Below are 22,541 nucleotides of genomic sequence, written 5' to 3'. Positions count from 1 at the left end.
GAGATAAAAGATGAGAGTAATTGCAGGAAAAGCTAAAGGAAGAAAGCTGCTATCACCAGAGGGTATTGGTACTAGGCCTACCCTTGATAGAATCAAAGAATCAATTTTCAGTATAATACAAAACAGAGTAAGAGGCAGCATAGTTTTAGACCAATTTGCAGGTACAGGAAGCTTAGGATTAGAAGCTGCTAGTAGAGGAGCTAAAGAGTGCCATCTAATAGATATGGGAGATGTAACCTATAACTATTTAAAACAGAATATTATAAATTTAAAGTTCGAAGATTTTTGTACATCGTATAAAGGAAATTCTTATAAATATCTAGAGGAATTTGGAATAAAAGGTAAGATTTTCGATTTAATATTTATAGATCCACCTTATGCAAAGGATATGATTCCACCAGCACTAGAGCTTATAAAAAAATATAATTTACTACAAAGAGATGGTTTAATTGTAACAAAAATAGATTCAGGTGAAGAGATTTGTCAAGGTTATGAAAATATTATTTTAATAGACCAAAGAAAATATGGAAATACAACTGTATGTTTCTATGAATTTAAGGAGTAAAAAATGATTAAAGCAGTTTATCCAGGAAGTTTCGACCCTATAACAAATGGTCATTTAGATATTATAAAAAGATGTTCTTATGTATTTGATGAAGTTACAGTTGCCGTATTACTTAATCCTAATAAAAGTGGCTGGTTTAGCATTGAGGAAAGAATAGATCAAATTGAAAGAGTAGTTAAATCATTACCAAATGTAAAAGTAAAAAGTTTTACAGGGCTTTTAGTTGATTTTATGGAGAAAGAGGATAGTGATGTCATGGTTAAGGGGCTTAGATCTATGTCTGATTTTGATTATGAGTTTCAAATGGCATTAATGAATAAAAAACTTGATAAAACAAAAGAGACTATGTTTATGATGACAAATTCTAAGTACTCTTATCTTAGCTCCTCAGCAATAAAACAAGTAGCTTTGTTTAAAGGAAACTTAGAGGGGTTAATTCCAAAAGAATTAGAAGATGAAGTTAGAGAAAGAGCCAAAAGTTTTGAGGGGGAATTATAGTGAAGATATTAGAACTAATAGATTATCTACAACAAACTATTGATATGTCACCAAAAAATTTAGTTGGTAAGGTGTCTATTAATAAAAAAGAAGTTTTAAAAACTCTAAATGAAATGAGAAGACTTCTACCAGATGAGTTCGAAGAATCTAAAAATCTAATGAAACGTAAAGAATCAATTTTGGAAGAAGCAAGAATAGAAGCTGAGAGTATTATTGAAGAAGGTAGAAAAATAGCACAACAAGAATATGAAAACTGCAATGTGTTATTAGCAGCGAGAAAAGAAGCTGATGAGATATTAGAAAATGCTAATGAAGAAGCCAAAAAAATTAAGGCAGATGCCAATAAGCAAGCTAAGGACTTAAAATTTGGTGTTATGAATTATGCAGATAGCACTCTGAGTAATTTACAGAAAGATATAGATGTTATAGGAGAAGAATCTTTAAAAACTATACAAAATGAAATGGAAGAAATGCTTATAAGATTATACAAAGAGATTTCTTCCACTACATCTAAAGTTAGAGAAAATATTAAGGATTTAGGAAATGATGATTAAAAGCAATCTCGCACCTTTTTTAATATAACAGGAAGAAGAAAGATAAATATGAGTATGGCTAAAAATCCTGTTTTAGATGATAACATACTATTATTCATAAAAAAAGTCTCTTGTTCTATTAGAGAAAAGGGAAGCTTTAAGAATAATAAGGTTATTAGGGTACAGATTATTCCTTGAACAACTTTTAAAGATAAATATTTTTTCATTGATACTTTGTATTTATAGACAAAGGAGTACACTTGGAAAGTTATAGATAAACCACTAAAACCTATTAAGAAGCTACATATAAGAATTTTAACATTTAAGCTTAGATTGCTTGTAGCTACAATACTACAACCGTTAGTTATTTCTATAAATCCAAGAAACAATCCATCAAGAATACTATGGTCGATGATACCAGTACTACATAAAGTATTAATAGCAGTGTGATATATTCCACTGCTTTTTATTATGCTTATAATTACGGAAAAAATAACTACAAAGCTACCTATGGATAAACAAGTTTTAGTAGCGTCCTCAAGAGCATTTTTTAGAGCCACTCCAAAGTTGGGATTTTCTTTTATTTGTGTAGCAGCTACGGATGAATTACCGCTTAAGCTATAGTTAACAGTTTTTTTAGTAGGTAATATTAAGCCAATAATAATACAAGATAGAGCATTAGAAATAAGAAGAATGTACCCTAAAAAGGTACTGTTGAGCATTGCAGTACCAACGGTACCTATAATAAATAAAGGACTTCCATTGGTTGCTATATTCAAAAGCCTTTCTAAAATGACTTTATTAATAACCTTTCTTTCATAAAGTTCACAAGCATATCTAGAGCCAAGAGGATATCCACAAAATAAACTAGCTAAAATAACTACACTACATTCCTTAGGTAGTCTTAAAGGAGTACATAGAATTTTACCTAAAATTTTAGAATAAATCTCTATACCACCAAAAGCAAAGATTAAGTTGACAATAACTAGAAATGGAAATAGTGATGGAAACACTGAATAAAAAAATAATTTAGCTCCACTTATAGTGAAAGAGATACAACTTTTAGGATTTAGTATAATATAAATAATTAAAATAGAAAATATAGTTGTAAATAATAAGTTTTTTGACGATTTTCTCAATAATAAATATATTAAAAATGCAATAAGTGCTAGTACAATAAATAATAATACTTTCATTAAAACAATCCTTATAAAGTGATATATTTAAATATATTTTTTATTTTTGAAAGATATGATAATAAAAGTTAGGAAAAATAAAATCTTTAAAATTAATATGAAATACTAATCTTAAAGATGTTATTTTGTTATGACTATTATCTTAAGATTTCATCGTATAAAATTGAAAAACGATGAAAATTATATATCTAAATAAGAGCTTATAGTGAGAAAGAAGTAAAAAATTCATCAATAGTATTCAGAGAAAGTAAGGGTTTTACCAGAAGCAATGAATTTATTTATAGTATGATTGGACTTTGTAAATAATCTTCATTAGCACTAATATATGGGTTTAGGATGCTATAGCTACGAGTGCATTGTAAATCTAACTTTAAGGTTTGATTTATATCCTTTGGGAGCTTTGAATATAGTGGAATAGCAGAGTTATTTTTCATTGATTTTAAAGCACTAGCTCCATTCCTAGTAAAGCCTAAGATACGGGCATATGGACAAGATTCTTTACGCATTTCTAAGGTATTATACTCATAAAAGCCTAAAAAATACTGGCATAATATTCTACTAATTCTAGTGTAGGTGTATCTTTTACTTTTTATCATATCAATACATTGTTCATAATCTTTAGCCTCTTCCAAAGATTTTAATATTTTATTATGAAGGCCTTCAGAAGCGTCAGGAATTAATTCAAAATAATTTTTTTTGCTACTCATCGCTTTATACTTTATATATGGATACATCATAAAATCAAATGGGAAATTATAATTCTTATTTTTAAGTTCTACCATATCTGAATAAACGTTAGGTGGAACATGAGATATAAGCCCTTCCATTGAAGCATTTGATTTTAAAACTTTTCTGATAGAAGTCGCGCTTGAAAAAATATTGTTTAAACTAGTGCTATTGTAAGCACCACCTTCTCTTTTTATGGTATAGGGTAGAATATTACTATTAAGCCTTTTTAAACTTTTAACATACTCTATGCCTAAAATATTATTAGAAGAATTTAAATGAGCAATTAATTCTTCTTCACTATAGTGTTTTTTATTTTTTAAATAATGAATTAATGCTGCAGAGCGGGCTTTGGGGAAAGTGAACCCATTATCTAATTTCTCTTTAAGTAGAGACTTAAACAAAGGTGGTTCATCTACTAGTAGATTAGACACATCCTTAAGAAATTCTATATCGCCTACTTCACTGCCAAAACAAATTGAATCAACTATACCTAGACTATTTAGAAGACTTACAGAACCATAAGAAAAAAACTCTGCAGAAGAGAGGCTATATACTGCTGGTAACTCTAAAACAATATCTACCCCATTATTTAGAGCCATCTTAGTTTTTTCCCACTTATCTATTATAGAAGGAATACCCCTTTGATTAAAGTTCCCACTCATAACCGCAATAATTAAATCACTATTAGTCAATTCTTTAGTTTTATTTATATGAAAAAGGTGTCCATTGTGAAGAGGATTATATTCTACAATAATACCCGATACTTTCATTTAAACTACCTCCTATACTTATATAACCATAGATTATACCAAAAAAAAGTTAATTATCATAGTCATATTATTGAGTTAAATAAAAAAAATTCAATATAAAGGTTGAAAAATATGTGTGAAAAGGGGTATATTAATAAAGGATATTTAGAATATTTTTACTGAAAGGGGTAAGAGAAAATGAGTTTTACACAAAAAGTATGGAAATTATCACAACAAGAAATGAAGACAATAGTACTTCCAGAAGGTGAAGAGGAAAGAAATTTAAAAGCTTCAGAAATTATCCATAAAAATAAAATAGCTAGAATTATATTAGTAGGTAATGAGGCTAAAGTTAGGGAAAATGCTAAGAGTTTTGGAGTAAATATTGATGGAATTGAAATTGTAGACCCAGAAGTATCACCTAAAACAGCGGAATATGCGAAAGCATTTTATGAACTTAGGAAGAATAAAGGCGTTACAGAAGAAAAGGCACTGCAAACAGTTAAAGATCCAGTTTATTATGGAACAATGATGGTTAAACTAGAAGATGCCGATGGATTAGTTTCAGGAGCAGTACATAGCACAGGTGACTTATTACGTCCAGGACTTCAAATCATAAAAACAGCTCCAGGAATAAAGGTAGTTTCAAGCTTCTTTGTTATGGAAGTTCCAAACTCACCATATGGAGATAATGGTACTTTATTATTTGGAGATTGTGCAGTTAATCCAAATCCAACATCAGAAGAACTTGCATCAATAGCTATAAGTACAGCAGAGAATGCAAAGGTTTTATGTGGAATAGATCCAAAAGTTGCAATGTTATCATTCTCAACTATGGGAAGTGCTAAGCATGAAAATGTAGATAAAGTTGTTGAAGCTACAAGAATAGCAAAAGAAGCTAGACCTGACCTTGTAATAGATGGAGAATTACAATTAGATGCTGCTATAGTTGGTAAAGTAGCAAGTCTTAAAGCACCAAATAGCACAGTAGCTGGAAATGCTAATGTTTTAATATTCCCAGATTTACAAGCTGGAAATATTGGATATAAATTAGTTCAAAGATTTGCAGGAGCTGAAGCTATAGGACCAGTATGCCAAGGATTTGCAAAACCAATAAATGACCTTTCAAGAGGATGCAGTGTAGATGATATAGTAAATGTTGTAGCAATTACAGCAGTACAAGCACAAAATAGCAAATAAATACCAAAAGCATAATGTTGATTTAATTAAAAATATAATGTAATCTAATATAATGATATATTAATATATTACATACATGTAGGAGGAAATAAGAATGAAAGTATTAGTAATAAACTGCGGAAGTTCTTCATTAAAGTATCAATTAATAAACATGGAGACAGAAGAGAGCTTAGCACAAGGGTTAGTTGAAAGAATAGGAATTGAGGGTTCAATCTTAACTCAAAAGGTTCCAGGAAAAGATAAATATATAGTACAGCAACCAATGGCAGATCACAAAGATGCAATAAAATTAGTTTTAGATGCATTAGTTGATACTAATCACGGAGTTATAGCTTCAATGGATGAAATATCATCAGTAGGACACAGAGTTGTTCACGGTGGAGAAAAGTATTCAGAGTCTGTAGTAATAGACGATGCGGTTATGGAAAGCCTAGAAGAGTGTGTAAAACTTGCACCACTTCACAACCCAGCAAACATAATTGGAATTAATGCTTGTAAGAGCTTAATGCCAAATACTCCAATGGTGGCAGTATTTGATACAGCATTCCATCAAACAATGCCAAAAACTGCTTATATGTATCCACTACCATATGATTTATATACTAAATATGGCATAAGAAAATATGGTTTCCACGGAACATCACATAAATATGTATCATCAGAATGTGCTAAATTAATGGGTAAAGACATAAAAGATGTTAAAATTATAACTTGTCACCTTGGAAATGGAGCTAGCTTAGCTGCTATAAAAGATGGTCATTGTGTAGATACAAGTATGGGATTCACTCCACTTGAAGGAATAGCTATGGGAACTAGATGCGGAAACATAGACCCAGCTATAGTTACATTCTTAATGAATGAAGGAAAGATGACAGCTAAAGAAGTTGATAATCTAATGAACAAACAATCAGGAGTTCTTGGACTATCAGGAGTAAGCAGTGACTTTAGAGATATAGAAGATTCTGCTAAAAAAGGAAATGAAAGAGCAGCTCTTGCTTTAGATGTATATAACTATAGAGTGAGAGAAATGATTGGTGCTTATGCTGCGGGTATGGGCGGAGTGGATGCAATTGTATTTACGGCAGGTCTTGGAGAAAACGCTATAGAAACTAGAGCAGATATCTGCAGAGGATTAGAATTCTTAGGAATTGAAATAGACGATGCTAAGAATAATGTAAGAGGAAAATCTACAGAAGTAAGTAAAGATGGAGCTAAAGTAAAAGTATTTGTTATTCCTACAAATGAAGAATTAGTAATAGCAAGAGATACTAAAGAACTTACTTCAAAATAATTAATTTATTGTATTCTTGAGTAAAGAGTTCAAATTTTAAACTTAAGGAAAAAATATACATGTGCAAATTGCCTTGACTTTTATCGGCAGAATTTATATAATAACTTGTGTTTGAATTATATATTTATTTAACTTAAGGAGGGAAGTTGGAGCTTTACTCAAGCTATGCATTTTGCATTATATATAACTAGTCTTAGTTATATGAGAAAAAACAGGTATCTTATGTTTTTTCAGAGTGTTGTTATGATTATAAACATTAAAGATTTAAGTGATAAGAACCATGAAAGAAAGAATATAAATATCGAGATTGAAAAAGATAAATTTTTCGATGGTAGTGAAATGGTAGAATACTCCAAACCTATTAAGTTTGATGGGTTTTTACGTCGTAAAAAGGAAGTTATGGAACTTATTTGCGATGTAAATACTGAAGTATTATTAAATTGCTCTAGATGTACTAAAGCTTTTCCTTATAAAATTAAGATACATATAGAGGAAGAAATATCAAACACTGATGATTGTGAGATTATCTCAACCAATACTGAGAATATAGATATTTATGAAATTATTGAAAACAGTATTATCCTTGAATTACCTGTTAAAAGGTTATGTAAAGAGGATTGTAAAGGCTTATGCCAGACTTGTGGGAAAGATTTAAATCTAGGACAATGTTCTTGTACTGATTTTTATGTAGACCCTAGACTTGAAAAGCTATCACAAATGTTTTCTAACCATAAGGAGGTGTAATAATGGGAAATCCAGCTAGAAAATTTTCAAAAGCAAGAAGAGATTCAAGAAGAGCTCAAACTTTTAAACTTGGTTTACCAGGAATAGTAGAGTGTCCTCAATGCCACGAAATGAAGCTTGCTCACAGAGTTTGTAAGAACTGTGGTTACTACAAAAATAGAGAAGTTGTTTCAACTGAGGAATAAAAAGAAAGTCAATAGACTTTCTTTTTATTTTTTTATGTAGAAATTTTAATAAAAAAAATATATAATGTATTTAAATATTTTAAATGATGGAAGGAATTAGTATGAAGGTTGTAGTTGATGGAATGGGTGGAGATAATTCACCTAAAGCTATAGTAGAAGGTTGCGTCCTTGCACAAAAGGAATATAATATAGATATAATAATAACGGGACAGGAGGACCTTATAAAAAGAGAATTAGAAAAATATGAATATAATAAAAAGAGAATAACCATTGTAAATACTACAGAAGTTATTTCAACCAATGAAGCTCCAGTAAAAGCACTAAAAACTAAAAAAGACTCATCCCTAGTTAAAGCCTTAGAATTAGTTAAAAATAAGGAAGCAGATGCTATTGTATCCGCTGGAAGCACAGGAGCTTTCTTAGCGGGATGTACTCTTATTGTAAAGAGAATTAAAGGGATAAGCAGACCGGCATTAGCGCCAGTTATGCCGGGTCAAAATGGGCCGTTCATGATAATTGATGTAGGGGCTAATGCAGATTGTAAGCCTCATTATTTAATTCAATTTGCTCAAATGGGTAAGGTATACTTTGAAAATGTATTAGGCGTTAAGGATCCTACTGTAGGTCTTGTAAATATAGGATCAGAGGAAGAAAAAGGAAATGAATTAACAAAAGAAGCTTACCAGCTTTTAAAGCAAGAGAATATTAATTTCATAGGAAATGTAGAGCCAAGAGAAATTCCTAAAGGAGAAGTAAATGTTCTTGTATGTGATGGTTTTGTAGGTAATACTGTACTAAAAATGTATGAGGGAGTTGCAGAAACCATATTGAGGGAACTTAAAACAGAAATAATGAGTTCTACCACAACTAAAATAGGTGGATTATTATTAAAGCCTGTATTTAAGAAATTTAAGAAGCACTATGACTATAAGGAGTATGGTGGAGCTGCTTTTTTAGGGGTTGATGGTATTTGTATAAAAGCTCATGGAAGTTCTGATGCTAAAGCTTTAAAAAATGCAATTAAACTTTCAAAAACCTACTATGATACAAAAGTACTAGATAAAGTTAAGAATGCTTTTAAGGAATAAAATGGAACTTTGAAAATAAGTGAATAAAATTTTGCAGATTTAGTATATTATAATATAGTATTTATAAATAAATAGTTGATTATTATGCAATATGCTATTATATTAAATAGTGATATTATATTGAATTTTTAGGAGGTAAATAAAATGTTTGAAAAAATAAGAGCAAAAATCGCGGAGCAACTAAGTATAGATGAAGATGATATAACTATGGACTCTGGATTTGTTGATGATTTAGGAGCAGATTCACTAGATTTAGTTGAGCTAATTATGGCCCTTGAAGAGGAGTTTGACATGGAAATCCCTGATGAAGATGCAGAAAAAATAACTACTGTGGGAGATGTAGTTGACTACATTAAATCACGAGTAGAGGAATAATATCAGCAGGTTCCGTAGAAATGCGGAACCTTATTTTTAGATTTATTCTTGAATTTATTTACTTAAAAATAAAATTAATAAAGTGAAAGAGCTAAATTATTTAGATAAATTGAAGAATAAACCTTTATGAAAGAGGTAAAAGAATGAAAATATTAAAGAACACATTGGAATTAAAAGATAAATTAGGAATTGAATTTAAAGATTTAACTTTATTACAAACAGCTATAACTCATAGCTCCTATGCCAATGAGAGAAATACAGCTTTTAATGAACGATTAGAATTCCTAGGAGATACAGTATTAGAATTAATCATATCTGAGTATTTATTTGCTAATCATACCAATGAAACTGAAGGATACCTCACTAAGGTGAGAGCATTAATTGTGTGTGAAAATTCTTTGTTTGAAATAGCCAAGACTTGGGAGCTAGGAAAATACATATATATGAGTAAGGGTGAAGAGTTAACTGGTGGAAGAACAAGAGTATCGATTTTAGCCGATGCTGTTGAAGCCATTATTGCCGCTGTGTATTTAGATAATGGACTTAATGCAACTAGTGAGTTTGTTCTTAAGAACTTTAATTTAATTATTGATAAAGCTGTTAAGAATGAAATAATTTTAGACTATAAAACAAAGCTACAAGAGATATTACAAAAGAATGGTGATGTAGATATTTACTATAATCTTATTAAATTTGAAGGACCACCTCATAGAAGAGAGTTCTTTGTGGAGGTTTTAATCAATGGAGATGCTAAGGGGAATGGTTCGGGATATAGTAAGAAGGAAGCAGAACAAATGGCAGCTAGGGAAGTGCTAATTAAGAGAGGTGACATTAGTGAGTAAAAATCATTATATAATACCTATATTTGTTCCTCATATAGGATGTCCACATACTTGTGTATTTTGCAATCAAGATAGTATCACAGGAGATGCAGGGATTGCTGGAAGTACAGGAAATATAGATGGGCATTATGTAAAAAGGACCATAGATGAATATTTAGAAACTATAGATAGTAGTGATGCTATAATTGAGGTGTCATTTTTTGGAGGAACCTTTACAGGAATCAATATGTGCATTCAGAGAGAATTGCTATCAGTAGCACAAAGCTATAAAAAATTAGGAAAGATTAAATTTATTAGATTATCTACTAGACCCGATTATATAGACAATAAAATTTTAGATCATCTTAAAAGTTTTGATGTAGACATTATAGAATTAGGAGTTCAATCCTTAGATGAAGAAGTTTTACATAAATCAGGAAGAGGGCATAGTGTAGAAGATGTAGAAAATGCATCTGAGCTAATAAAAGAGTATGGGTTCACCTTAGGACATCAAATAATGTTAGGACTTCCAGGAGATACGAGAGAGAAAGATATTGAAACTACGAGAAAAAGTATTTCTATGGAACCCGATATCTGTAGAATATATCCATCCTTAGTTATCAAGGAAACACCTATGGAAAAACTCTTAATAGAAGGTAGATATAAGCCATATACTTTAGAAGAGGCAGTAGATATAAGCAAAATAGTCTATGGAATGATGGAAGGAAAGGATATCAAGGTTATCCGTATAGGACTTCAACCTACAGAGGAGATTAGTGCAGATGGAGATGTAGTAGATGGACCTTTTCATCCTGCATTTAGAGAGCTTGTGGAGAGCTCTGTATATTGTGATATGATTTATGATTATTATAAAGACAGAGAAGTAGAGGAGTATAAAATATATATAAATCCTAAAGATGTATCCAAACTTTATGCCAATAGAAAGCAATATTTTAAGGAACTTATAAAAAAGTTAGAGCGTAGAGAAATAGCTGTGATTCAAGAAAGTAGCATAGAAAAATCTTCCATAGGGTTTTATAATCATAGAAAGTTAGATATAATTAATCAGAAGGAATATTTAGAACTTAAATATTAAGTGAAATTTAGCTTTAAAGAAAGGCTGATTTCCAAGTGAAGTTTAGCTGAAATAAATATATATTTTAGAGTATCCTAGTATAGCAAAGAGGGTACATTCTTTAAGACATAACAATTATTAAATTAAAGTTGGGAGTGGATTTTATGAGAATGACTAAGAAAAAAAGAGAAAAGTATATTAAAATCATAACTGCTGGCATATGTCTAGCTATGGTTGTATCACTTATTTTACCTATTATTTTTGGAGCTTAGGAGAGTGAATAGATGTTCTTAAAATCTATTGAAATAAGAGGATTTAAGTCCTTTGCAGATAAGACAGAACTCACATTCGGGCAAGGAGTAACTGTAGTTGTAGGTCCAAATGGAAGTGGAAAAAGTAATATCTCGGATGCTGTGAGATGGGTTCTAGGAGAGCAAAGTATTAGAAACCTTAGGGGAGACAAGATGGAAGACGTAATCTTTGCAGGTACTCAGTATAGAAAACCTGTGGGTCTTGCTCAAGTTTCTCTCACTTTAGACAACAGTGATTCTGATTTAGACATAGCTTATTCACAGGTAACAGTAGCAAGAAGATTGTATAGGTCAGGAGAAAGCGAGTATTTAATAAATAATACTGTATGTAGATTAAAAGACGTACAAGCTTTATTTATGGATACAGGTATAGGCAAGGAAGGATATTCATTAATAGGACAGGGGAAGATTGATGCAATCTTAAGTGCAAAGTCAGAGGATAGAAGAAAGCTATTAGAAGAGGCTGCTGGTATAGTAAAATATAAAACAAGAAAAGAAGAAGCAGAGAAAAAGCTTGATAATACAGAGCAAAATCTTATTAGAATAAATGATATTATTTCTACATATGAAGAAAGACTTCCATCTTTAGAAGAGGATTGCGAAAAGGCTAAAATATTTCTGGAGGCATCTGAAGAGATAAAGGTAAATGAAGTTAATATAATCGTAGATTTCTTAGAAAAGACTAAGATTAATATAGATAAATATAGCAATATCATAAGTGAAATAACTATAAATATAGATAGATTGCAAAAAGAAAAGCATGAATTAAAAGCAGTACACGAAAAGAAAAATGAAGAGTTAGAGGCTTTAAATAATATTTTAGAGGAAAAGAAGAAAATTTATTATGAAAGTCAAAGTCAGCATCAAGGGGTACTTGGAGAAGTTAAACTTTTTGAAGAAAAGATACTAAACTTAGAAGAAACTATAAATAGATTAAATAAAGAGATACTACAAAAGAATCAGTATATTAAGGAATCACAGCTAAAGATAGAAAACCAAAGAAAGAGCATTGCTCTTTTAAAAGAAGAAGAAACAGATATAAATAATAAAATATCAGCAAAAGAAATAGAGCTTACTAATATTTTAAATAGTGTAGTAAGTGATAATAACAAGTTAAAAGAATTAGAGGAAGTAAAATTTGAGTATTACAATAATATAAATTCTAAAACCAGTGAAATAGATATTTTAAAAAATAATATTCAAATTATTAATGAAAGTATAGAAAATCTAATACTAGATATTCAAACATTTAAAAATTCAATATTAATAAACAACAAGACTAAGGATAATTTAGTAGAAGAGGAGAATAGAATTAGAATTAGTATTGCTAAATATGAAGAGGAAGTTAAAGAAAATAGAAAGAATTTATCTAAGTGTAAGCATAATTTAGAAGTTTTGGAGAAAAATTTAAAAGAAATAGTAAGAGAGCAAGGAAATAAAGAAGCTAGATTAAATGCTCTAATAACTCTAGAAAATTCCTATGAAGGATATAATAGATCAGTAAAACTTATTATGCAACATATAGAGAATAGTAAGGAGTATAAAGCAAATGAAGATTGCTATGTGCTTGGAGATATAATAAACGTTTCAGAACGGTTTGAAAGAGCAATAGAAATTGCTATGGGATCAAGTATATCTAATATTGTTACTAGGAATGAAGTTATAGCTAAAAACCTTATTACTTATTTAAAAAGTAGCAAAATAGGAAGAGCTACTTTTATGCCTATAAATATAGTTAAAGGTAAGAATTTAGTAGTAGATAGAGCTGTGATGGATGCTAAGGGGTATATAGGTGTGGCTAGTGAACTGATAGAGTTTGAAGGCAGATTTAAGGGAGTTATCGATCAAGTTTTAGGAAAAACTCTTGTATGTGACACTATGGACAATGGACTGTATATATCTAAAATTAGCGGATATAAATATAGGATTGTTACTTTAGATGGAGAAGTATTTAATCCAGGGGGATCATTAACAGGAGGTAGTTATTCTAAGAATGCTAATGTTATAGGTAGAAAGAGAGAAATTGAAGAATTAACTGAGCAAGTAAAAGAAAGTCATAAAATAATTTCTAATGAGAATGAAGAAATAACAGCAGTTAATGCTAAGATTAAAGAGTTAGATGATATAGGTCTTAACCTAAAGGATGAGATACATTACGAGAATATTAATATTACAAAGATTAAGGGTGAAATCTCTAGAGTTACAGAAGAAGAATTTAGAAATAAAAGAGAACTTCAAAGGGCCAGTGTTAATTTAGCTAAGGAGGAAGAAAAAATTAAAGCCTTAAAAGCTAAATTAACTTTTTCAGAGAAAGAGTTAGAACAGTTTAAAGAGAAAGTAATAGACTTAGAAAGACAATATGATGAGCATAATAATAAAGCTAAGGATAAAAACTTGTATATAGATGGAATTAAAGATGAATTAACATCTATAAAAATAAATAAAGCAAAGCTTTTAGAAGTTATAAGTAGCAATATCCAAGAACTAGATAGAATGAATCAAGGAATAGATATTGAAAAAAGGTTAATTGAAAATAGTTTAAGAGATATAGAGGCATCTAATTTAGCTAAGGAAGAGTACAGCATAACTATATCCAAAAGTGTTGAAAGTGCTAAGGATATTATTAAGTTACTTAAAGAACTAGAACAGTTCTTTGAAGAAACTGAAGTAGAAAAGTTAAAAATAAAAGGAAAAATTCCGATTATAACTTCAAAAATTGAAGATATTGATTTACAATTAGATAAATTAGAAAAGGAAATTCATAAAACTCAAATTTCTTTAGCTAAAATTGAATCGGAAAATGAGACTCTTTTAAAGAAGCTTAATGAAGAGTATAATCTTACATTTGCAGAAGGATTAACTTTTAAAATAGAGGGCTATGATATAGGTGTGCTAAAAAATCAAGTTGCAGAATTAAAAAAGAAGATAAGTGAACTTGGAGTAGTTAATCTAGGAGCTATAGAAGAATTTAAAGAATTAAATAAAAAATACACTTTTATGAGTACTCAAAGAGAAGATTTGGTTAAATCTAAGGAAGAAATAATTGAGCTCATAGGCGAAATGACTGAAAAAATGAGAACTGTATTCATGGAGAATTTTAGACAGCTTAGAATTTATTTTAATGAGACTTTTAAGGAGTTATTTAAGGGTGGAAGTGCTGATTTAAGTCTTCAAGGAGATGATGAACTTACTTGTAAGATTGAAATAGATGTAGAGCCCCCAGGAAAGAAACTACAAAACATAAATCTACTTTCAGGAGGAGAGAAGGTTTTATCGGCTATTGCACTACTATTTGCTATTTTAAAGATGAAGCCAACTCCATTTTGTATACTAGATGAGATTGAAGCGGCACTAGACGATGCCAATGTACTTAGATATGGAGCATTCTTAAAGAAATTCTCTGAAAATATACAGTTTGTAGTAATAACCCATAGAAAAGGAACTATGGAAATCAGTGATATGATTTATGGAGTTACTATGGAAGAAAAGGGTGTATCTAAGGTGATATCCATGGAATTTAATAAGGAATAAGGAGGCTTAATATGTTTGGAGGATTTTTTGAAAAGTTAAAAGAAGGACTTACTAAAACTAGAAATACTATAAATGATGCAGTAACTCAGGTATTAAAGCTTGCAGTCACTATAGATGATGATTTATATGAAGAATTAGAAGAAGTATTAATAACTAGTGATATAGGGGTGGAAACCTCAGTAGAGATTATTGAAAGGCTTAAGAAAAAGGTTATAGCTGAAAGAATTAGTGATACTGAGGAGATACTTCCAGCTATGAAATTTATAATAATGGATATGCTAGGAGACTATGAAACTTCAATAGTACCAGAAACAACACCAGAAGTAAGATTAATTATTGGTGTTAATGGAGTAGGAAAAACTACATCAATAGGAAAAATGGCTGCTAGAATTAAAAATAATAATTATAAAGTCTTATTAGCGGCAGCAGATACCTTTAGAGCTGCAGCTATAGATCAACTAGAAGTATGGAGTAATAGAGCAAATGTAGATTTAGTAAAACATCAAGAAGGTTCAGACCCAGCAGCAGTTATATACGATGCTGTGCAAGCTGCTAAGGCTAGAAAAGTTGATGTATTACTTTGTGATACAGCAGGTAGACTTCATAATAAGAAAAATCTTATGGATGAACTTGGAAAGATTAATAGAGTTATTGATAGAGAATATGGAGAAGCTAAAAAAGAAACTTTATTAGTTTTAGATGCTACCACTGGACAAAACGCAGTTATTCAGGCAAAGCAGTTTATGGAGGTATGTCCTATAGATGGTATAATTCTAACAAAGTTAGATGGTACAGCTAAAGGAGGCATAGTTATTTCTATAAAACACACTTTAAATATTCCCGTTAGGTATATAGGAGTAGGGGAAGGAATAGATGACCTACAAGAATTTAATTCTAGAGATTTTGTAGAAGCTTTATTTTAACTGTTAAGTAAAAATACTTGACAGCATAAAATTAATTTGTTAATATAAGTTTTGTGAGTTGGGTGATTATATGGAAAAAAGAGTTGAAATATCAATTTTACTAGATTTTTATAACTTATTACTTACTGATAAACAAAGAGATATTATGGATTTATATTATAATAATGATTTATCTTTGTCAGAAATAGCGGAAGTTAATAACACTAGTAGGCAAGCAATTCATGACTTAATTAAAAGATGTGGAAATCTTTTAGAAGAGTATGAAAGTAAACTTCACTTAATGAAAAAAACCTTAACTATAGAAAATTCTAAAACTGAAATTATTAACAAGTTAAAGAAATTACAAGGTACTACTTCTGAAGAAAATGTAAAAGTAGAAATAGACCATATAATTAAAGATATAGAAGAGAATGTATAGGAGGTTTTCATATGGCTTTTGAAGGACTATCTTCCAAATTACAAGAGACCATAAAAAAGCTAAAGGGTAAAGGTAAGCTTTCAGAGAAAGATATAAAAGAGGCTATGAGAGAAGTAAAACTTGCTCTTTTAGAAGCCGATGTAAATTATAAAGTTGTTAAAAACTTTGTAAAGTCTGTCAGTGAAAAATGTCTTGGTGACCAGGTTATGGAAAGTTTAACGCCAGGTCAGCAAGTAGTTAAGATAGTTAATGAAGAATTAACTGATTTAATGGGAACCACTGAAAAGAAAATAGAATTTGTTAACAATGGCATAACTATGATAATGTTAGTTGGTCTTCAAGGTGCAGGTAAGACTACTATGGCTGGAAAGCTTGCTCTAAATCTTAGAAAAAGCAATAAAAAGCCATTATTAGTAGCTTGTGACGTCTATAGACCAGCAGCTATAAAACAATTACAAGTTGTAGGAAAATCAATAGATGTACCTGTATTCACTATGGGAGATAAAAATAGCCCAGTAGATATTGCGAAAGCTTCTATAGAACATGCGAAAAGCATTGGATCTAATGTAGTTATTGTGGATACAGCAGGAAGACTTCACATAGATGAAACTCTTATGGGAGAGCTTGAAGATATAAAAGCTTCAATAAACCCATCAGAAATTTTATTAGTTGTAGATGCTATGACAGGTCAAGATGCAGTAAATGTAGCGGAAACCTTTAATAATACACTAGATATTACAGGTGTTATCATTACCAAGCTAGATGGTGATACTAGAGGTGGTGCTGCTTTATCAATTAAAGCAATCACTGAAAAACCTATAAAATATGTAGGTATGGGAGAGAAGATGACAGATTTAGAAATCTTCCACCCCGAGAGAATGGCATCAAGAATACTTGGTATGGGAGATGTACTTTCTTTAATTGAGAAGGCTCAATCAGCTATTGATGAGAAGAAAGCTACAGAACTCGGTAACAGAATGATGAATCAAGAATTCAATCTTGAAGATTTTTTAGAAACTATGAACCAAATGAAGAATTTAGGACCTATGGGAAAAATCATTGAAATGATTCCAGGCTTCAATGCGAAAGAATTAAAGGGAGTAGATTTTTCACAAAGTGAAAAAAACATGGGTAAGATGGAAGCAATAATACATTCCATGACTGCAAAGGAAAGAAGAAATCCAAGTATAGTATCTTCTTCACCATCTAGAAAGAAGAGGATTGCAGAAGGTTCAGGTTCTACAATTCAAGCAGTAAATAAGCTTTTAAAAGATTTTGAGATGATGAAAAAAGCGATGAAACAAATGAAAGGTATTGGAGGCAAAGCTGGTAAATTTGGTAAAAAAGGCTTGTTTGGAAAATTACCTTTCTAAGTTTAAATAAACATAACCCTTTGAAGGAGGTGAAAATACAATGGCAGTTAAAATAAGATTAAGAAGAATGGGTGCTAAAAAAGCTCCTTTCTACAGAATAGTTGTTGCTGATTCAAGATCTCCAAGAGATGGAAGATTCGTTGAAGAGATTGGATACTACAATCCAACTACAGAACCTGTAACTGTTAAAATCGATGAAGAGAAAGCAGTTAAATGGGTAAAAAATGGAGCTCAACCAACAGATACAGTTAAAAGACTTTTCAACAATGCAGGAATAAAATAGAAAAGTTTAATTGATTGGAGGCGCAATCCATGAAAGAATTACTTACAATTATTGCGAAGTCATTAGTTGATAACCCTGATTCTGTAAAAGTAAATGAAATTACTGGAGAGCATTCTATAATTTTAGAATTAAAGGTTGCTGAAGAAGATATGGGTAAAGTAATTGGAAAACAGGGAAGAATAGCTAAGTCTATTAGAACTGTTGTTAAAGCAGCAGCGATTAAAGAAAATAAAAGAGTTGTTGTAGAGATAATATAAGAGTTAGGAATGCCTAGCTCTTATTTTTATGTTTTAGAGTTGACAATAATCATAAAGAATTATTATAATAATTAATCGATGGTTTTTATATATGTAGATTAAATCTTTGTGTAGACTTTACTAGAATACAAATAAAGGTTAATATTAAATATATTCTTTGCAATAGGGTATATAAAGTTATATATAAATTTAACAAGGTATCACAGGAGATTTTTCTAAAATAATGATCTATAAAAGTATTAAGTATAGGAAATTTGTAATAGACTTCATATGGAATAAAAATCAGTCAGAAACCAAAAACTTTACCTATATAAAGGTTTATAAAAATTTCTTGTGCTAATAATATTAAGTAATTAAATAGTAAGGAGATATGAAATGAGGGAATTAATGAGTGTTGGGCAGATAACTAAGCCCCATGGAGTAAGAGGAGAAGTTAAGGTGTTTTCTCTGACAGATAGTTTAGAAAGATTTAGAGAGCTAGACAGGGCATACATAGATGACAAGGAAGTAAATATTACATCTGTTAAACTTCAAAAAGATAGAGCTATATTGAAAATAGAAGGAATCGATTCTATAGAGGAAGCTGATTTATATAGAAATAAATATCTTCAAGTTAAAAGAGAAGATGCTATAAAATTACCAGAGGGTAGCTATTATGTTGCCGATCTAATGGATTGTTATGTTTATGATACAGATGGAGAAGAACTAGGAAAAGTATATGATGTTATTGCAACAGGAAGTAATGATGTATACTGGGTTAAATCAGAAGGAAAAGAAGATGTATTAATTCCTGTACTAAAGACTATTGTAGAAGAAGTTGACATAGAAAATAATAAAATTATAATAAAACCAGTTAAGGTATGGTCTGAATAATGAAAATAGATATTTTAACTTTGTTTCCAGAGATGTTTCATGTATTTAATCATAGTATAATAGGAAATGCTATGGAAAAAGGCATATTATCTATAAAAGCAACTAATATAAGAGATTTCTCTACAAATAAGCATAAAAAGGTTGATGATTATCCTTATGGTGGGGGAGCAGGCATGGTAATGACTCCAGAGCCTATTGTAAACTCTATAAAGCATCTAAAAGAAAAAAATAAAGGAAAAGTTATATTTTTAGGTCCTAGAGGTAAAACTTTAAACCAGGAGTTATGTAAAGAACTTGCTAAAGAGGATGAGTTAATATTTTTATGTGGTCATTACGAAGGTATAGATGAGAGAGTATATAAATATATAGATATGGAAATTTCTCTAGGGGATTTTGTTTTAACTGGAGGAGAAATGGCTTGCATACCTGTAGTTGATAGTATTGCTAGAATGATACCAGGAGTTTTATCCTGTGATGAGAGTTATGAAGAGGAATCCTTCTATGAAGGATTATTAGAATATCCTCAATATACAAGACCTTTTTCCTTTGAAGGTGATGAAGTTCCAGAGGTATTAATATCTGGTCATCACGAAAATATAAGAAAGTGGCGAAGACTTAAATCATTACTGATTACAAAGGAAAGAAGAAGGGACTTATATAAAAATATAGAACTTACTAAAGAAGATAAAAAGCTATTGGAGAACTATCATAAAAAGGATAAATAATATTGCACATTGAAATATTATGTGATAAAATGAGGATTGTGCTAGTACGGGCGGTCCTCTGTCACATATTGTGAGTAAGAACGTCATAATAAAATTTAGGAGGGAATGCACAATGTTAGATATAATAAGAGCTATAGAAGCAGAACAATTAAGAACTGACTTACCTGAGTTTAATGTAGGAGATACAGTTAAAGTTCACATCAGAATCAAAGAAGGTAACAAAGAAAGAGTTCAAATATTTGAAGGTACCGTTCTTAAAAGACAAAATGGTGGAGCTAGAGAAACTTTTACAGTAAGAAGATTTGCATCAGGAGTTGGAGTTGAAAAAACTTTCCCAATCAATACGCCTGTTATAGAAAAAATTGAGGTAGTAAGAAAAGGAAAAGTAAGAAGAGCTAAATTATTCTACTTAAGAGATAGAGTAGGTAAAGCTGCTAAAGTAAAAGAGAGAATGTAGGAAATTGGGACTAGATAGTCCCTTTTTTTATTACACATAAAGAAGTATTTATTATAAAAAATGTTAATACTAAAATAGTTAACATAGCTAATAATATATTAGGAGTGAGATAAAATGAGTATAAACTGGTTTCCTGGACATATGGCAAAGACCAGAAGAGAAATAAAAGAAAATCTAAAATTAGTAGATGCAATAATAGAAATTCGTGATGCAAGGATAGCCTACTCAAGTTCTAATCCAGACATTGAAGATATCTGTAGTGAGAAGCCTAGGATAATACTATTCAATAAAAGTGATCTTAGTGAAGAGTATGTAACAAAGAAGTGGGTAAAGAAATTATCTAATGAAAAAACTAGAGTATTATCTGTTAACTGTCTTACAGGTGTAGGACTTAACAAGATAAAACCCACTCTAGATGAGCTTTTAAAGGAAAAGCATGACAGGTTGAAAAGTAAAGGTGTCGTAAATATCATTACCAGAGTAATGGTTGTAGGAATACCTAACGTAGGAAAATCTACCTTTATAAATAGGATGGCAAAAAACAGTGCTGCTAAAACGGGAGATAGACCCGGTGTTACTAAAAGTAAACAATGGATAAAAACAAAGATGGGAATAGAACTTATGGATACTCCAGGAGTTTTATGGCCTAAATTTGAAGATGATACAGTGGGGCTTAATTTAGCATTTACTGGTGCTATAAAGGATGAAATAATGGATGTAGAAGAGCTAGCATTAAAGCTTATAGACAGACTTCAAAATACCCATGGAGCAAGACTTATGGATAGATATAAGCTTAAAGAATTAGATGAAAATCCTCTTACGAATATGGATAACATAGGTAAAAAAAGAGGTGCTATGATTTCAGGCGGCAACATAGATTATAATAGAGTAGCTGTAATGCTATTAGATGAATTTAGAGGGGGTAAGTTGGGTCCTATTTCACTAGAGGTACCTGATATAGAAAATAAGTATGAGTAGTACAAATTTTTTAGAAGAAATTAAAACTATGAGATTTAATGACATAAAATCTTCTGTGAGAGGATTTATATCATTAAAGGATGTAAGTGGTCATGAAGCTGACTATGAACTTATATATCAAGTATTAAGTAAAGATCATAGAAAAAATGTTAGGGCTTTAGGAGAAACCGTAAAAAAGCATGTAGAACATCATAAAAATGAATATGACAGAGTAAAGAGATTATACGATTTTGATAGGAGCTATGGATATAACCTTGTAGCTGGTGTAGATGAGGTAGGAAGAGGTCCTTTAGCAGGGCCTATAGTAGCAGCAGCAGTAATTCTCGATAATAACTCAAAGGATTTAATTTTACGTATAAACGATTCTAAGAAGCTGACAAAAGAAGTAAGAGAAGAGTTAAGTGACATAATAAAAAGAGAAGCAGTAAGCTATTCTATATCATTGAAAACAAATAAAGAAATAGATAAAGAAGGTATAGGCTTTTGTAACAATGAAATCTTCAAAATGGCGGTGGATGGTCTAAAGGTGACACCAGATATAGTTTTATCAGACGGATATACTATAAGAGAGTTTCATCTTAGAAATGAAGCTGTAATTAAAGGTGACACTAAAAGTGCTGCTATTGCATGTGCATCAATAATAGCCAAAGTATATAGAGATAATATCATGGAAGAATATAGTAAAAAATATACAGAATATAATTTAGATAAAAATGTTGGATATGGCACCAAGGAACATATAAATGCAATAATTGATTATGGTAGCTGCCCTATTCATAGAGAAAGTTTTCTGAAAAATATACTTAACAAATAATTAATAAAATGAAAAATACTTCAATGAAAAAGAGATTATATCACTTTTTTCATTGAAGTATTTTTATTTAAAAAGCATTTTTAATAAGAGTAATACTAGGTTTTTCTGGAGTAGAGAAAATAGTTACATCGATGGCATCAAATCTAAAATAAGATTTATGTATATTTTTTAAACATATATAGTACTGAGCAGTTTTATATAATTTTTTCTGCTTAGCTTTATTGATACTTTCTAAGGGCATACCATACCTTTTACTATAACGAGTCTTTACTTCTATAAAACAAATATAATTATTATCTTTAGCAATTATATCAATTTCTCCTAATTTACATAAAAAATTTTCTTCTAATATTATATATCCTTTTTCTTTTATATATTCTTTAGCTAAATTTTCTCCATAGTTTCCTATAGCTTTATTTAAAATCTTCATTTTAAATTATAACCTCAAACTTCATTTTAATTAACTTATTTATCCGATGACTACCAGCTCTAATACTCCCATCTGTTTCAAAGTGGGAGTAAAGAGCGGCTACGTCCCTGGATAACGAT

25 protein-coding genes are annotated in these 22,541 nt (G+C 30.3%); 22 read left to right on the top strand and 3 right to left on the bottom strand.

Translation table 11 applies throughout. The annotated features are described in order from the left end of the window. Positions 1-10: 10 nt before the first annotated feature. From rsmD to B3W71_RS01920, 3 genes are read left to right on the top strand one after another with little or no spacing between them, the layout of a single operon-like run. Complete coding sequence (rsmD, locus tag B3W71_RS01930) at positions 11-565, top strand: 16S rRNA (guanine(966)-N(2))-methyltransferase RsmD (RefSeq protein ID WP_346887243.1); 555 nt, start codon at positions 11-13, stop codon at positions 563-565. Positions 566-568: 3 nt separating this feature from the next. Then, positions 569-1,063 carry a pantetheine-phosphate adenylyltransferase gene (gene coaD, locus B3W71_RS01925; RefSeq protein WP_346887242.1) on the top strand — a complete coding sequence of 165 codons (495 nt, stop codon included), beginning with the start codon at positions 569-571 and terminating at the stop codon, positions 1,061-1,063. Continuing rightward, a complete protein-coding gene (locus B3W71_RS01920) occupies positions 1,063-1,617 on the top strand; it encodes a hypothetical protein (RefSeq protein WP_346887241.1) in 555 nt (184 codons plus the stop codon). The genes coaD and B3W71_RS01920 overlap by 1 nt, the downstream gene beginning before the upstream one ends. Here B3W71_RS01920 and ylbJ read toward each other — a convergent pair. Together ylbJ and B3W71_RS01910 are read right to left on the bottom strand one after the other, a co-directional pair. Then, positions 1,614-2,792, bottom strand: coding sequence for a sporulation integral membrane protein YlbJ (ylbJ, locus tag B3W71_RS01915; protein WP_346887240.1), 1,179 nt, complete (start codon positions 2,790-2,792; stop codon positions 1,614-1,616). The genes B3W71_RS01920 and ylbJ overlap by 4 nt on opposite strands. A gap of 278 nt (positions 2,793-3,070) precedes the next feature. Then, positions 3,071-4,291 (bottom strand): nucleotidyltransferase, encoded by a 1,221-nt coding sequence (locus B3W71_RS01910; protein WP_346887239.1) that lies wholly within the window; start codon positions 4,289-4,291, stop codon positions 3,071-3,073. 177 nt (positions 4,292-4,468) lie between these two features. Here B3W71_RS01910 and pta point away from each other — a divergent pair, with 177 nt between their 5' ends. From pta to B3W71_RS01815, 19 genes are all read left to right on the top strand, one after another. Beyond that, complete coding sequence (gene pta / locus B3W71_RS01905) at positions 4,469-5,470, top strand: phosphate acetyltransferase (protein ID WP_346887238.1); 1,002 nt, start codon at positions 4,469-4,471, stop codon at positions 5,468-5,470. A gap of 94 nt (positions 5,471-5,564) precedes the next feature. Beyond that, positions 5,565-6,761, top strand: coding sequence for an acetate kinase (locus B3W71_RS01900; protein WP_346887237.1), 1,197 nt, complete (start codon positions 5,565-5,567; stop codon positions 6,759-6,761). A gap of 222 nt (positions 6,762-6,983) precedes the next feature. After that, on the top strand, positions 6,984-7,505 hold the full coding sequence (locus B3W71_RS01895) for a DUF177 domain-containing protein (protein WP_346887236.1): 522 nt from the start codon (positions 6,984-6,986) through the stop codon (positions 7,503-7,505). Positions 7,506-7,507: 2 nt separating this feature from the next. After that, positions 7,508-7,690, top strand: coding sequence for a 50S ribosomal protein L32 (gene rpmF, locus B3W71_RS01890; protein WP_035132741.1), 183 nt, complete (start codon positions 7,508-7,510; stop codon positions 7,688-7,690). 101 nt (positions 7,691-7,791) lie between these two features. Then, complete coding sequence (gene plsX / locus B3W71_RS01885) at positions 7,792-8,778, top strand: phosphate acyltransferase PlsX (protein ID WP_346887235.1); 987 nt, start codon at positions 7,792-7,794, stop codon at positions 8,776-8,778. A 144-nt stretch (positions 8,779-8,922) separates the two neighbouring features. Beyond that, entirely contained in the window at positions 8,923-9,153 is a 231-nt protein-coding gene (gene acpP / locus B3W71_RS01880; protein WP_346887234.1) for an acyl carrier protein, read from the top strand. 143 nt (positions 9,154-9,296) lie between these two features. Next, positions 9,297-9,995 carry a ribonuclease III gene (rnc, locus tag B3W71_RS01875; protein ID WP_346887233.1) on the top strand — a complete coding sequence of 233 codons (699 nt, stop codon included), beginning with the start codon at positions 9,297-9,299 and terminating at the stop codon, positions 9,993-9,995. Continuing rightward, a complete protein-coding gene (locus B3W71_RS01870) occupies positions 9,988-11,070 on the top strand; it encodes an elongator complex protein 3 (RefSeq protein ID WP_346887232.1) in 1,083 nt (360 codons plus the stop codon). Before rnc ends, B3W71_RS01870 begins: the two co-directional genes overlap by 8 nt. A gap of 263 nt (positions 11,071-11,333) precedes the next feature. Then, on the top strand, positions 11,334-14,891 hold the full coding sequence (gene smc / locus B3W71_RS01865; RefSeq protein WP_346887231.1) for a chromosome segregation protein SMC: 3,558 nt from the start codon (positions 11,334-11,336) through the stop codon (positions 14,889-14,891). A gap of 11 nt (positions 14,892-14,902) precedes the next feature. Then, entirely contained in the window at positions 14,903-15,814 is a 912-nt protein-coding gene (ftsY, locus tag B3W71_RS01860; protein ID WP_346887230.1) for a signal recognition particle-docking protein FtsY, read from the top strand. Between the two features lie 70 nt (positions 15,815-15,884). Next, entirely contained in the window at positions 15,885-16,232 is a 348-nt protein-coding gene (locus B3W71_RS01855) for a putative DNA-binding protein (protein ID WP_346887229.1), read from the top strand. Between the two features lie 11 nt (positions 16,233-16,243). Continuing rightward, a complete protein-coding gene (gene ffh, locus B3W71_RS01850) occupies positions 16,244-17,605 on the top strand; it encodes a signal recognition particle protein (RefSeq protein WP_346887228.1) in 1,362 nt (453 codons plus the stop codon). Between the two features lie 40 nt (positions 17,606-17,645). Next, a complete protein-coding gene (gene rpsP, locus B3W71_RS01845) occupies positions 17,646-17,888 on the top strand; it encodes a 30S ribosomal protein S16 (protein WP_035132758.1) in 243 nt (80 codons plus the stop codon). Between the two features lie 29 nt (positions 17,889-17,917). Next, complete coding sequence (locus B3W71_RS01840; RefSeq protein WP_343824114.1) at positions 17,918-18,145, top strand: KH domain-containing protein; 228 nt, start codon at positions 17,918-17,920, stop codon at positions 18,143-18,145. Between the two features lie 375 nt (positions 18,146-18,520). Further along, positions 18,521-19,018: a ribosome maturation factor RimM gene (rimM, locus tag B3W71_RS01835; RefSeq protein WP_346887227.1), complete on the top strand. Its 498-nt coding sequence runs from the start codon at positions 18,521-18,523 to the stop codon at positions 19,016-19,018. Continuing rightward, on the top strand, positions 19,018-19,743 hold the full coding sequence (gene trmD / locus B3W71_RS01830; RefSeq protein ID WP_346887226.1) for a tRNA (guanosine(37)-N1)-methyltransferase TrmD: 726 nt from the start codon (positions 19,018-19,020) through the stop codon (positions 19,741-19,743). The genes rimM and trmD overlap by 1 nt, the downstream gene beginning before the upstream one ends. A gap of 112 nt (positions 19,744-19,855) precedes the next feature. Further along, on the top strand, positions 19,856-20,200 hold the full coding sequence (gene rplS, locus B3W71_RS01825; RefSeq protein WP_346887225.1) for a 50S ribosomal protein L19: 345 nt from the start codon (positions 19,856-19,858) through the stop codon (positions 20,198-20,200). A gap of 114 nt (positions 20,201-20,314) precedes the next feature. Next, positions 20,315-21,178: a ribosome biogenesis GTPase YlqF gene (gene ylqF / locus B3W71_RS01820; protein ID WP_346887224.1), complete on the top strand. Its 864-nt coding sequence runs from the start codon at positions 20,315-20,317 to the stop codon at positions 21,176-21,178. Between the two features lie 28 nt (positions 21,179-21,206). After that, complete coding sequence (locus tag B3W71_RS01815; protein ID WP_346887357.1) at positions 21,207-21,992, top strand: ribonuclease HII; 786 nt, start codon at positions 21,207-21,209, stop codon at positions 21,990-21,992. A 67-nt stretch (positions 21,993-22,059) separates the two neighbouring features. Here B3W71_RS01815 and B3W71_RS01810 read toward each other — a convergent pair whose 3' ends face one another. Then, positions 22,060-22,422: a YraN family protein gene (locus tag B3W71_RS01810; protein ID WP_346887223.1), complete on the bottom strand. Its 363-nt coding sequence runs from the start codon at positions 22,420-22,422 to the stop codon at positions 22,060-22,062. Positions 22,423-22,541: the final 119 nt, after the last annotated feature.

The sequence above is a fragment of the Clostridium sp. UBA1056 genome (assembly GCA_002316385.1).
GTDB lineage: Bacteria > Bacillota > Clostridia > Clostridiales > Clostridiaceae > Clostridium_J.
Note: the sequence above shows the minus strand (reverse complement) of the source record. Positions and strands in the feature narration are given on the sequence as shown.